Genomic DNA, 12,872 nt, shown 5'->3' with positions numbered 1-12,872 from the left:
GGACGACCCCATGTCAATCAGCTCGGCTATCAAATCATTACAAGACATCATGCGCAAAGATGCAGGCGTCGATGGCGACGCACAGCGTCTGGGTCAGCTCTCCTGGTTATTGTTCCTGAAGATCTTCGACGCCCAGGAACAGGCGCTGGAAATCGAGCAGGAAAAATACAGGCTGCCGATGCCGGAGCGCTACCTGTGGCGCAACTGGGCGGCCGATAACGAAGGGATCACCGGCGATAAACTGCTGGCGTTCGTCAACGACGACCTGTTTCCGACGCTAAAAGATCTGCCCGCGCAGATCGATATCAACCCGCGCGGCTATGTGGTTAAGCAGGCATTCAGCGATGCCTATAACTACATGAAAAACGGTACCCTGCTGCGTCAGGTGATCAACAAGCTGAACGAGATCGATTTTACCCGCGCCAGCGAACGTCATCTGTTCGGCGATATCTACGAACAGATCCTCCGGGATTTACAGGCCGCAGGCAACGCGGGTGAATTCTACACCCCACGCGCCGTGACCCGTTTTATGGTCGAGCGCGTCGATCCGAAACTCGGCGAATCGATTATGGATCCGGCCTGCGGCACCGGCGGCTTCCTCGCCTGCGCGTTTGATCATGTTAAAAATCATTATGCGCACACGGTCACCGACCACCAGATCCTGCAAAAACAGATCCACGGCGTGGAGAAAAAGCAGCTGCCGCATCTGCTTTGCACCACCAATATGCTGCTGCACGGCATTGAAGTACCGGTACAGATCCGTCACGACAACACCCTGAACAAACCGCTCTCCTCCTGGGACGAGCAGATGGATGTGATTATCACCAATCCCCCGTTCGGCGGCACCGAAGAAGACGGCATCGAGAAGAACTTCCCTTCCGATATGCAGACCCGTGAAACGGCGGATCTGTTCCTGCAATTGATTATTGAAGTGCTGGCGAAAAATGGCCGCGCGGCGGTGGTGCTGCCGGACGGCACGCTGTTTGGCGAAGGCGTGAAAACCAAGATCAAAAAGCTGCTCACCGAGGAGTGCAACCTGCACACCATCGTGCGTCTGCCGAACGGCGTGTTTAACCCGTACACCGGGATCAAAACCAACCTGCTGTTCTTTACCAAAGGTCAGCCGACCAAAGACATCTGGTTCTACGAGCATCCGTACCCGGCGGGGGTGAAGAACTACAGCAAAACCAAACCGATGAAGTTTGAGGAGTTCCAGGCCGAGATCGACTGGTGGGGCAACGAGGCTGACGGCTTCGCCAGCCGCGTCGAGAACGAACAGGCGTGGAAGGTCAGCATCGACGAGGTGATTGCCCGCAACTTTAACCTCGATATCAAGAACCCGCACCAGGCGGAAACCGTCAGCCACGATCCGGATGAACTGCTGGCGCAGTACGCCAAGCAGCAGGAAGCAATTCAGACCCTGCGCCACCAGCTGCGCGATATTCTCGGCGCGGCGCTCTCCGGTAAGGGGGCCAACTGATGGCGGTGGAAAAACTGATTGTCGACCATATCGATACCTGGACTACGGCGCTGCAAACCCGCTCCACGGCGGGGCGCGGCAGTTCGGGCAAGATTGACCTGTACGGCATTAAGAAGCTGCGCGAGCTGATCCTGGAGCTGGCGGTGCGCGGCAAGCTGGTGCCGCAGGATCCGAACGATGAACCGGCGTCTGAGCTGCTAAAACGCATTGCGGCGGAAAAGGCCGAGCTGGTGAAGCAGGGGAAAATTAAAAAGCAAAAGCCGCTGCCGGAGATTAGCGAGGAGGAGAAACCGTTTGAGCTACCGGAGGGGTGGGAGTGGGCAAGATTACCACAAATATACATCCCTCAGTCAGAATCATCACATAAAGTTAAGTCATCTGATATTATAGATGAAGGCCGTCACCCTGTTATTGAACAAAATGCTGAATTTATATCTGGTTACTCTAACAACTCAGAGCTATTAATTAATATTAACAATCCCGTTATAATATTTGGCGATCATACCAGAAATATAAAATATATTGATTTTGATTTTATCGTGGGTGCTGATGGTGTGAAAATACTTTCCCCTGTCATTATTAACGAAAAATATTTTTACTGGCAGCTTAAGTCTTTTAAAATTGAATCAAGGGGGTATTCTAGGCATTATAAAATGTTAAATGAGAAATTATTTTCTCTACCACCTTTATGTGAACAAATCCGAATAGTAACTAAGGTCGAAGAGCTAATGTCCCTCTGCGACCAACTGGAGCAGCATTCCCTGACCAGTCTGGACACCCACCAACAGCTGGTTGAAACCCTGCTAACCACGCTAACCGACAGCCAGAACGCCGATCAACTGGCCGAAAACTGGTCGCGTATCAGCGAGCATTTCGACACACTGTTTACCACCGAAGCCAGCATTGACGCCTTAAAACAGACCATTCTGCAACTGGCGGTGATGGGCAAACTGGTACCGCAGGATCCGAACGATGAACCGGCCTCTGAACTGCTCAAACGTATTGCGCAGGAAAAAGCACAGCTGGTGAAAGACGGGAAAATGAAAAAGCAAAAACCGTTGCCACCGATTAGTGATGAGGAAAAACCATTTGAACTGCCAGATGGGTGGGAATGGGTTAAATTGGGAAATATACTCCATGATATAAAATATGGAACTTCTCAAAAATGTGATTATAATATTTCAGGCTATCCTGTTCTAAGAATTCCTAACATTGTAAAAGGTATTATCGATCTTGCCGACATAAAGTATGGTGCATTAACCGATTCTGAATTAAAAGATCTTACACTAAATAAAAATGATCTCTTATTTATAAGATCTAATGGCAGCACTAATATTGTCGGTCAAAGTACATTAGTTCAACACGATCTAAAAGATCATGCTTATGCTGGCTATATAATTAGAGTACGGCTACATAACGAATATATTAATGCCAGATATATAAACATGGTAATGAAATCAAATTTAATACGTGAGCAAATTGAAGGTCCTATTAGAACAACTACAGGTGTCAAAAACATTAATTCAAATGAACTTATGGGACTTCTTGTACCTCTTCCACCAAAAAATGAACAAGGGATAATCATTAAAAAAATTAATGAAATAGATACAACTTTATCTAATTTGAAAGTTAGCATCCAATCCGCCCAACAAACCCAGGTCCACCTGGCCGACGCCCTCACCGACGCAGCCATCAATTAACCCGCCCTTCATAAACCAATAAAGCGGCTAAATAGCCGCTTTATTCCCATCACCAAAAATAATCCATCCTCGCATCCACCCCACTATTTTCATTCATTTTCAGCTGGACTTTCCTTCTATTCCCTGATGATATATACAGGTATTTAACGCAAGACGCCCGTGCTGCAACACGAGCGCCTCGCTAATCACAATCACTATTTTAGGAGAATAGCCATCATGACTACCCCGCATTCTATTGCAGAATTCACCGATCCAGAAGTCTCCCCAACAAATAACCGCCTCGCCACCGTCAGTTATGCGAGCCGCTACCCGGAATACACCCGTATTCCCGCCATCACCCTGAAAGGCCAGTGGCTGGAAGCCGCCGGTTTTACCACCGGCAGTAAAATGGATATTAAGGTGATGGAAGGCTGCATCGTGCTGACCATGAAACCACCCGAGCCTGAGCTGGTTGAGTCTTTACGGCAAGTAAGCAAGCTGTCAGTACGTAAACAAAAGCAAGTTCAAACGTTTATCCGCGTGATTTCTTCTAAATAGGCAGGAAACCCAGGTGCGATTTAATTCGTACCTGGGTTGCAGTATCAGACATCAATCTCGTCTGTTGCTGTCTCTAATTCAGCAACATCATCCTGACTAATATTTTTCCCCATTGCCGCTTCGATCAATTTCAGCAATTGTTTTTTTCGATCGGCAAAAAATGCCTCGAAACTATCCTGCCGTAACAGCGAAGGCTCAATAAAGTGGCTGCGTAGGATCGCATCCATCTCGGCATCCTCCAGACCGACCTGCGGATGCGTCTGGATCTGCGACAGATACTCAGCCGGAGATCTCCCACCAATCATTCGGTTGGCCTTATAGGAGATTGATGTTTTATTAATGATAGAGTTATACACTGCTGGACTAATATTATTATTCTCGCACCATATCTTTGGGAAAATATGGTGAATATCGAGTGCAATCTCACCATAATCTAACTTTTGGATCGTCGACTTCCAGAAAAAGTCTTGAGCACCATTGCGTAGGATCAACACGCTTAACGCTTTATACGCGGCGCTCAATCGGGAACGTAACGTCAATAAACGCCCTGGCTGGAATGAGGCTTCATAAATCGTCCGGGGCTCTTCACCTTCCCCCTCAATCCAGTTTAGTAACTCTTCCACATCGTTTGCGATACGTGTTTCTACCGCGCCGCCGTACAGTTCCCCCAGGACACCGCACCAGAACCAGCGCGCCAGTTTGTCATAAATTTTGGGCTCCAGCCAATTGCCTTGTAATTTCGATAATACTGCCGCCAGCGGCACAAGCTGCGTACGATAAGGAAGATCCCATGAGTGCATAAAACATTCATGATGGAGAAATTTAGCGGCAAGTAAGAAGCCTTTTTCCACATCGTCGGCCCAGCAATGATAATCTTCAAGAGAAAGGGCTAATACTGAAACTCGTTTAGCACTTACTGCAGTAACTGATTTCCCTGTCTTCCCTTCGGCCAGATCGGCACGCCGTTTTTTTAGCGTATTCAATATGCTGATAGCCTGTAAAAAGTCTGTCGGCTCTACGCCCTGTAGGATAGCTTCTTTATTCAGTACATTTCGGCGGCCAAATTTTTGACGCAAATTACTGCCAAACCAGTCATCCCGAAGATTAAACCCATCAGCCGCAAAACTGGCGGTCACCAGTTCAAATACGGATAGTGGAACACCACCGGTATTAACCTTTTCAAACACCAGGCAAACGGCCTCTTTGCTAGTTGATTTACCCAATTTAATAACAGGCAGCAAATAGTTCCTAAAGGCATTCAGAATTTTTTCACGGAACTGCATATAAGTGAAAAACTTTTCTTGTGAGCACTTATATAAATGACTTTCCCATGCATCAGAGTTGATAATTTGGTTACAAGGGAAAAATAATGCTTCGCACTCTTTTTGCACGGTAGAAAAATCCATTTCAACCGTTTCCCCAAATGAGTTAACAAAAGTTTTTATATCACGACCAAAATTCATCGTTACTTTTTTAGACTTTTCAACAGAAATAAAAGCTTCATCAAGCCTATTGTCCAGAGCGGCCTCAATATCAATATAATAAAAACGGTCTATCTGCTTTCCTTTCTCGTTAAAAGTCTTAACGGGCGTATCCAGCATCAGGACTTGAGTCAAGGACGTTAAACGTTGCTGGCCATCCAGAATCAACATCTCAGGCTCGGTTTTCTGCAATTCTACATTTTCAACGGGACGCACCTGGAAGCGAACTTCTCCCCCAGTCTCCAGCAGCATAACCGCACCAACGGGAAAAGAACGGGCAATACTGACCAGCAAAGACCGGACATGCTCATCATCCCATACCCACCCTCTCTGGAAATCAGGCAACTGTACCCGTCCATCAGTAATCTGCCCCAGGATATCTTTTAAAGCAATTTTCGTCGTGTCAAACGTACTCATTCTGGCGCTCCTGCCATTTTCTCTTTTCAAATTAATAAATTACCACAAATAACATATCCTCAGACTCAATTTTATGCTTTCTGATTCTACTCTGTGCAGTATCATACCCGGTAATATGAAAGACAGGAGGGATCCATGAGCGATATCCAGCTTTTCCGCCTCGGTGGCGGGAAAGTACAAGAACTGCCGGGCAAAGCCGCAGCCATTGAAAAAGATCTGCAAATGCTGATCGAATCCCATATGGAAACGTTCCTTGGCGTCCGCTTTCTCGAGACCGAATACCACACGGGTAAAACCCATCGTGGGCGAATTGATTCCCTCGGCCTCGATGAAAATAACTGCCCGGTGATTATTGAATATAAGCGCCACAGCAATGAAAACGTCATTAACCAGGGGCTCTTTTATCTCGACTGGCTGCTCGATCATAAAGCGGAATTTCAGTTGCTGGTGATGGAAAAAATAAGTAAAACCGCGGCCAAAGCCATTGACTGGTCCGGCACACGGTTAATCTGTATTGCCGCCGATTTTAATAAATACGACGAACATGCCGTTCAGCAAATCAACCGCAATATCAACCTGATTCGCTACAAGCTTTTTGCCGACGACCTGTTAATGCTGGAACTGGTTAACGCCGTGGTCGAAAATAGCCCTCAGTACATCATCGCGAACGGTTCCGTCAGCAGCGGTAAACGCCATACCCGCACGCAGCGCGAACAGCTCTCTTCGGCCTCTCCCGCGCTGCTTTCATTATATGAACAGCTAAAAAGTTATGTGCTGTCACTCAGTGATGAGGTTCAGTTTAAAGAGCTTAAGCTCTATGACGCCTTCCGCCTCATTCGCAACTTTCTGTGCGTAGCCGTTTATCCCGTGACCGACCCACACCTACGCCTGTGGCTGAAAATCAATCCACAGCATATCCAGCTTGAAGAAGGATTTAGCCGGGACGTCACAAACGTTGGCCACTGGGGAACCGGCGACGTCGAATTGATTGTGCGTAACGAACATGATCTGGATAAAGCCAAGCTGCTGATCGAGAAAGCCTGGCAAGAAAATTAGCGTTCCAGGATACCCGCCTACTGGAGAGGTTAAGATAAGATTATCCAGCCTTTCCAGTTTTACTGGCTCTTATCTGTTATTCCACATCCTTCCTTTCCAACCCTATATCCCTTAACTGCTCGTCACTCATTCGTCGCAGCGCCTGACAGGCCCGCTTACGCAGCCACCACCTTTTTAGCGCCCGTCTGAGCTGCACAAAGCCAATGAATGGTTGTCTGGGGCGGTTCTCGTAAAATTCCATACCGGCCTCCGCATAGAACAGAAAATGCGGGCATCATGAATGTCTGTACAAACAATATCGGGATAAAAAGCACGGTTAGTGCAACGTGGATAAATAAGGAGGGCGATTGAAGGTGTTTTGTTCGCTTATTTCGTTCTGATTTAAGATCCGCGTCCTTCGCTGCAAAAAGCCAGGCCCCTCCCGTTTTCAGAGGGGCAACAGGGATTAGCGACGCACCACTACCAGCTTCTGGTTCACAAACTCCTTAATCCCCAGATCCGATAGCTCGCGTCCGAAGCCCGAACGCTTAACGCCGCCGAACGGCAGCTCCGCTGCGGTGTCGGTCAGCCAGTTGATATAAACCATCCCGGTTTCAATCCGGGAGGCCATGCGTTTAGCGCGTTCGATATTCTGACTAAACACCGCGCCGCCCAGGCCGTAGTGGGAATCGTTGGCGAGTTTTACCGCCTCGTCATCGTCTTTCACCACATACATCTGCGCCACCGGGCCGAAGAACTCTTCAAAGTACGCCGGGTTGTCACGCGTAATGTGGGTCAGAATGGTCGGCTCAAAGAAGTTGCCTTTGCTTTCCAGCGGCTTGCCGCCAACGTGCAGCGTCGCGCCATTTTTCACCGCTTCCTCGACCTGTCTGGTCAATGTTTCCAGCGCATCTTTCGACGACAGCGGCCCCAGTTCGGTAGATGCGTCCATCTGATCCCCCACCTTCACCTTCCTGAACGCCTCGGTGAACTGGCTGAAGAATTGATCGGCGATTTTCTCATGCAGGATAAAGCGCTTCGCCGCCGTACATACCTGCCCCGCATTAGTGAGCCGTGCCTGCACGCCAATTTTCACCGCTTTCTCAAGATCGGCATCGTCCAGCACGACGAACACATCGTTCCCGCCCAGTTCCAGCGTCGATTTTTTAATGTGCTTCGCCGCCTGTGCCGCCACGGCGCTCCCCGCTTTTTCAGATCCGGTCAGCGCCGCGCCCTGCACGCGCGGGTCGGCGATGATGTTCGCTACCTGATCGGAGGAAATAAACAGGTTGGTCCATGCGCCGTCCGGCGCGCCGGCTTCACGCACCAGATGGGCAAACGTCTCGGCGCAGTGCGGTACGATGCTGGCATGTTTCGCCAGCACCGGGTTACCTGCGGCCAGGTTCGGCGCCAGCACACGCATCAACTGATAGTACGGGAAGTTCCACGGCTCAACAGCCATGATGACGCCAATCGGATGATGTTCTACCCACGCGTCGCCAAACTCGGTTTTATAAGGCACCGGGGCAAGAAACTGCTTCGCGTTATCCGCATAATAGCGAGCGATCTGCGCACACAGTTTGACTTCGCCACGGCTCTGCTCGATGAGCTTGCCCATCTCCTGGCTGGCGATTTTTGCCAGTTCTTCAACACGGCTGTCAATCAAGTCAGCCAGCTTATGCAGTACCGGCAGACGTTGGTCAATCTCTCCTTTGGACCAATCGGAGTGATAGAGCGCGTCAGCTTTTTGCAGCGCGGCTTCAATATCCGCGTCCGTGTGCGGGGGGTACTCTTTAATGAGCTGATTATTGGCAGGATTCACTGTCTGGTAAGCCATATCACATGTCTCCTTGTTATCGTCATTAAGGCAGCCGGAAATGCCGCTCAGAACAATAAGGGTAGTAGAGATGGCTGGCGCTATCGGTAAAGTTCGGTATATTCGTGCGGTTATCAGCGATAATTATAGAGAGCGTTGCCCGGCGGGCACCGGGCCTGCAACATTCAGACTGGAACCGCGTTAGTGGCTAACATCCTGAAGCTCTTCAGCCGTAAGGCCGGTGAACCGCTGGACAGTCTCGCGGTCAAGTCCGTCCGCCAGCATCTGTCTGGCGATACGCAATGCGGCAACATGCTGACCTTTTTCCAGCCCTTTTTCCAGCCCTTCCTCCAGACCGAGCTGTCTTCCTTGCCGTTCCCCTTTTCTGCGATCCGCTGCGCGGATCCTCTCTATCAGCGTCATCAGTCTCTCCTTAGTGTGCGGGACATGCCCTACCACATCACGAATAAACGTGGTGAAACGAGGCGTATGTCCGTGCTGAATCATAAGATAATTAAACAGCGCTTTAAGCTGCCTGTCATTAGCGCAACCAGTAACTAACAGCGAAGCAATCCGTTCAACCAGTCCCAGCAGGTCCCGCTGGCGGATATGTTTTTGAATGAGCTCCAGCAGCGCAATGCGGCGGTGCTGCATAATGTCATCATCCGATACCACCGTAATATCGACCAGCGGAAAGGCAGCGGCATAGAGTCTTCTTGCCACTTCCGGGTTCGCAAACTCATCCAGCCAGCACAGCGAAAAAGGATACGGGCTATCAACACCGTGATAAAACAGCATCGGCACCACCAGCGGAAGATGCTTATGCCCCGCATCCAAATGCTGTTGCATTGCCGCCATCGCATACCGCATCAGCCGAAACGCCATATGCGCATCCGGCGTGCTCTGATGTTCAATCACGACATAGATATAACCGTCGCCCTCGAGCGTTTTCAGCGACCAAAGCACATCGGAATAATAGGCTCGCAGATTTTTTTCAATAAAGCTGCCGGGCTCCAGCTTTAGCGTCCGCAGGTCGCAAAGCTGGCGTAACGACACCGGCAGATGAATCTCCATAAAATCGCGGGCGGTTTCCGGGTGGCGCAAAAAGGTTTTAAACACCGCATCATGCGGTGTTGAGGTCGTCGATTTTTTCATGGCGCTCCGTCACCCCAAACCAGGATGCTGCGACTCTACCTCCTGAAAATTCCTTTCTCATCCGTACCTTTTCAGCATTGCGAGGCGCGACGAAAGATAAATCCTGTTATCTGTAATGCACATGCATTTTCGGAACTGAACACGCAAAATGCCAGTCTGCGCGCCCTGCCTTTATCTTTATTAACCAGACAAACTCTTTTGATTAACATCAAAATTTAATTACACTTAATGTGTATATTTTCCGTGCAACGTAAATTTCCCGAGGTGTGATGTGCTGATTGTTATCTGTAATCGCCACACGTTCTGACGAGATTCAGAACGCGTCTCTTCCTGTCTGTGTTTTCACCGGCAGCGTTTTTGATTACATGAAATTCAGTACATCCGCAGCCGCTGTTTCCATCGCCTGCCTGACGTCACGATGACGGTATTGAGTTTCGCTGTCCCATCATGGGGTTCTCCGACATGGAGCGCATTTTTTATGCAACGGATTATTCACTTTTTCTCCCAACGCGCCACAACGTTATTTTTCCCGATGGCGCTGATTTTGTACGATTTTGCCGCCTATCTGACGACGGATCTGATTCAGCCTGGCATCATTAACGTCGTGCGCGATTTTAATGCTGACGTCAGTCTTGCGCCGGCCTCGGTCAGTCTCTATCTGGCGGGCGGAATGGCGTTGCAATGGCTTCTGGGGCCGCTATCCGACAGGATTGGCCGCCGGCCAGTGCTGATCGCAGGGGCATTAATTTTTACTCTCTCCTGCGCGGCAACGCTGTTGACGACCTCAATGACGCAGTTTCTGATTGCCCGTTTTGTGCAGGGCACCAGCATTTGCTTTATCGCAACGGTCGGCTACGTCACGGTACAGGAGGCCTTCGGTCAAACCAAAGCCATTAAGCTGATGGCGATTATTACCTCCATTGTGCTGGTCGCGCCGGTTATCGGCCCGCTCTCCGGCGCCGCGCTGATGCACTTCGTTCACTGGAAGGTATTGTTCGGTATTATTGCGGTGATGGGACTGTTGGCGTTGTGCGGCCTGCTGCTGGCGATGCCAGAAACGGTGCAACGCGGCGCGGTGCCGTTCAGCGCGGTGAGCGTACTGCGCGATTTTCGTAATGTGTTTCGCAACCCGATTTTTCTCACCGGGGCGGCGACGCTGTCGTTGAGCTACATCCCGATGATGAGCTGGGTGGCGGTGTCGCCGGTGATCCTGATCGATGCCGGCGGGATGAGTACTTCGCAATTCGCCTGGGCGCAGGTGCCCGTATTCGGCGCGGTGATCGTGGCCAATATGATCGTTGTGCGCCTGGTGAAAGATCCGACCCGACCGCGTTTTATCTGGCGCGCCGTACCAATCCAGTTAAGCGGGCTGGCGACATTACTCCTCGGTAATCTTCTTCTGCCGCACGTCTGGCTTTGGTCTGTGCTGGGCACCAGCCTGTACGCGTTCGGCATTGGCATGATTTTCCCGACGCTGTTTCGCTTCACGCTTTTCTCCAACAACTTGCCAAAAGGGACGGTTTCAGCCTCGCTGAACATGGTGATTCTGACGGTAATGGCGGTGTCGGTCGAAGTTGGCCGCTGGCTGTGGTTTCACGGCGGGAGACTGCCGTTTCACCTGCTGGCAGCGGTGGCCGGGGTGATTGTGGTCTTCACCCTGGCGACATTATTACAGCGCGTGCGCCAGCATGAGGCGGCAGAACTGGCCGCTGAGAAGTAAACACTCTGCCGGATAGAGGCTTATCCGGCACAGGATCATCTGATGTTTTTTGCACGTTCCTGCCGTCTGGCTCTATCCTTAACCCTATGAATAAAATCGCCGAACTCAAACGCGCCAAACGCCTGGCGCTCTCACTGTTGCTGATAGCCGCCGCGACGTTTGTGACCACGCTTTTCCTGCCGCCCAGTTTTTGGGTGCTGGGCGTAAAAGCTATTGCCGAAGCGGCGATGGTTGGCGCGCTGGCGGACTGGTTTGCCGTGGTGGCGCTATTTCGCCGCATTCCCATTCCGTTTATTTCACGACATACGGCGATTATTCCCCGTAACAAAGACCGAATCGGAGAAAATCTTGGGCAATTTGTGCAGGAGAAGTTCCTTGATACGCAGTCGCTGATCGCGCTAATCCGCCGCCATGAACCCGCGCTGCTTATCGGAAACTGGTTCAGCCAGCCGGACAACGCCAGCCGGGTCGGGCAGCATCTGCTGCAAATTATGAGCGGCTTTCTGGAACTGACCGATGACGCCCGTATTCAGCGGCTGCTCAAGCGAGCGGTACATAAGGCGATTGATAAAGTGGATCTTTCCGGCACCAGCGCCCTGATGCTGGAAAGCATGACCAAAAACGATCGTCACCAGGTGTTACTCGATACGCTGATCGCCCAGCTTATCGCCCTGTTACAGCGTGACAGCTCCCGAACATTTATCGCCAGACAGATCATACGCTGGCTGGAGACCGAACATCCGTTAAAAGCGAAGATCCTGCCGACCGAATGGCTGGGAGAACACAGCGCTGAACTGGTCTCCGACGCGGTAAATTCTCTGCTGGATGATATCAGTCACGATCGCGCGCATCAGATTCGTCATGCCTTCGATCGCGCGACGTATAAGCTGATCGATAAACTTAAACATGATCCGGAAATGGCTGCCCGGGCAGAAAACATTAAAAGTTACCTGAAGGAAGATGAGGCATTTAACCGTTATCTCGGCGAGATCTGGGCGGATCTGCGCCAGTGGTTAAAAACAGATATCAACGCCGAAGACTCAAAGGTGAAGCAGCGCATCGCTCATGCCGGACAATGGTTTGGCGAGACGCTGATCGCCGACGACGCATTACGCGCCTCGCTTAACGGTCATCTGGAACAGGCCGCGCACCGCGTCGCGCCGGAATTCGCCGCCTTCCTGACGCGCCACATCAGCGATACCGTAAAAGGCTGGGATGCGCGCGATATGTCGCAGCAGATTGAGCTTAATATCGGTAAAGATTTGCAGTTTATCCGCGTGAACGGCACGCTGGTCGGCGGCGCTATCGGTCTGGTGTTATATTTACTGTCGCAAATACCGGCACTGCTCAGTATCTAAGAAGGGGAAGGCGCAATTCTCGTTCAGATTAACTGCCAAACCCCGCACGTGGGAGGCATTAATTTAATGCCATTTCCCACCGATGCCCCTCTTCTCAATCCGTTATTCGCCTGCGCTTCACTTTCTTTTCTTGCAAACTTGAAACATTAATTTTACTTTTTATTATCATTTGC

General features: G+C 50.5%; 11 protein-coding genes. 7 read left to right on the top strand and 4 right to left on the bottom strand.

The window, feature by feature from the left end:
- The first annotated feature begins 10 nt into the window (after positions 1-10).
- From ACLJPQ_RS10215 to symE, 3 genes are all read left to right on the top strand, one after another.
- A complete protein-coding gene (locus ACLJPQ_RS10215; RefSeq protein WP_021001109.1) occupies positions 11-1,480 on the top strand; it encodes an N-6 DNA methylase in 1,470 nt (489 codons plus the stop codon).
- Positions 1,480-3,180, top strand: coding sequence for a restriction endonuclease subunit S (locus ACLJPQ_RS10210; RefSeq protein ID WP_021001108.1), 1,701 nt, complete (start codon positions 1,480-1,482; stop codon positions 3,178-3,180). The genes ACLJPQ_RS10215 and ACLJPQ_RS10210 overlap by 1 nt, the downstream gene beginning before the upstream one ends.
- A gap of 216 nt (positions 3,181-3,396) precedes the next feature.
- Positions 3,397-3,717 carry an endoribonuclease SymE gene (gene symE / locus ACLJPQ_RS10205; RefSeq protein WP_080185048.1) on the top strand — a complete coding sequence of 107 codons (321 nt, stop codon included), beginning with the start codon at positions 3,397-3,399 and terminating at the stop codon, positions 3,715-3,717.
- A 44-nt stretch (positions 3,718-3,761) separates the two neighbouring features.
- Here the strand turns inward: symE and ACLJPQ_RS10200 are convergent, their stop codons facing one another.
- A complete protein-coding gene (locus ACLJPQ_RS10200) occupies positions 3,762-5,615 on the bottom strand; it encodes a DUF262 domain-containing protein (RefSeq protein ID WP_000102839.1) in 1,854 nt (617 codons plus the stop codon).
- Between the two features lie 135 nt (positions 5,616-5,750).
- Here ACLJPQ_RS10200 and ACLJPQ_RS10195 point away from each other — a divergent pair, with 135 nt between their 5' ends.
- Positions 5,751-6,671, top strand: coding sequence for a DUF5655 domain-containing protein (locus tag ACLJPQ_RS10195; RefSeq protein ID WP_080185047.1), 921 nt, complete (start codon positions 5,751-5,753; stop codon positions 6,669-6,671).
- Positions 6,672-6,747: 76 nt separating this feature from the next.
- Here the strand turns inward: ACLJPQ_RS10195 and yjiS are convergent, their stop codons facing one another.
- Positions 6,748-6,912 (bottom strand): DUF1127 domain-containing protein YjiS, encoded by a 165-nt coding sequence (gene yjiS / locus ACLJPQ_RS10190; RefSeq protein WP_000397917.1) that lies wholly within the window; start codon positions 6,910-6,912, stop codon positions 6,748-6,750.
- Between yjiS and ACLJPQ_RS10185 the strand changes: the two genes are divergently transcribed.
- Complete coding sequence (locus tag ACLJPQ_RS10185) at positions 6,879-7,022, top strand: hypothetical protein (RefSeq protein ID WP_001541460.1); 144 nt, start codon at positions 6,879-6,881, stop codon at positions 7,020-7,022. The two genes, yjiS and ACLJPQ_RS10185, sit on opposite strands and share 34 nt — an antisense overlap.
- A 94-nt stretch (positions 7,023-7,116) precedes the next feature.
- Here the strand turns inward: ACLJPQ_RS10185 and ACLJPQ_RS10180 are convergent, their stop codons facing one another.
- Positions 7,117-8,487: an NAD-dependent succinate-semialdehyde dehydrogenase gene (locus tag ACLJPQ_RS10180; RefSeq protein ID WP_080185046.1), complete on the bottom strand. Its 1,371-nt coding sequence runs from the start codon at positions 8,485-8,487 to the stop codon at positions 7,117-7,119.
- 180 nt (positions 8,488-8,667) lie between these two features.
- Positions 8,668-9,621 (bottom strand): Rpn family recombination-promoting nuclease/putative transposase, encoded by a 954-nt coding sequence (locus ACLJPQ_RS10175; RefSeq protein WP_080185045.1) that lies wholly within the window; start codon positions 9,619-9,621, stop codon positions 8,668-8,670.
- Positions 9,622-10,099: 478 nt separating this feature from the next.
- Here ACLJPQ_RS10175 and mdtM point away from each other — a divergent pair, with 478 nt between their 5' ends.
- Positions 10,100-11,341 carry a multidrug efflux MFS transporter MdtM gene (gene mdtM / locus ACLJPQ_RS10170; protein ID WP_080185044.1) on the top strand — a complete coding sequence of 414 codons (1,242 nt, stop codon included), beginning with the start codon at positions 10,100-10,102 and terminating at the stop codon, positions 11,339-11,341.
- A gap of 86 nt (positions 11,342-11,427) precedes the next feature.
- Entirely contained in the window at positions 11,428-12,699 is a 1,272-nt protein-coding gene (locus ACLJPQ_RS10165) for a DUF445 domain-containing protein (RefSeq protein WP_001033033.1), read from the top strand.
- Positions 12,700-12,872: the final 173 nt, after the last annotated feature.

The organism is Salmonella sp. SAL04213 (assembly GCF_046550535.1).
Lineage (GTDB): Bacteria > Pseudomonadota > Gammaproteobacteria > Enterobacterales > Enterobacteriaceae > Salmonella > Salmonella enterica.
The sequence above is the reverse complement of the archived record's forward strand: the minus strand, read 5'-3'. Positions and strand labels throughout refer to the sequence as shown.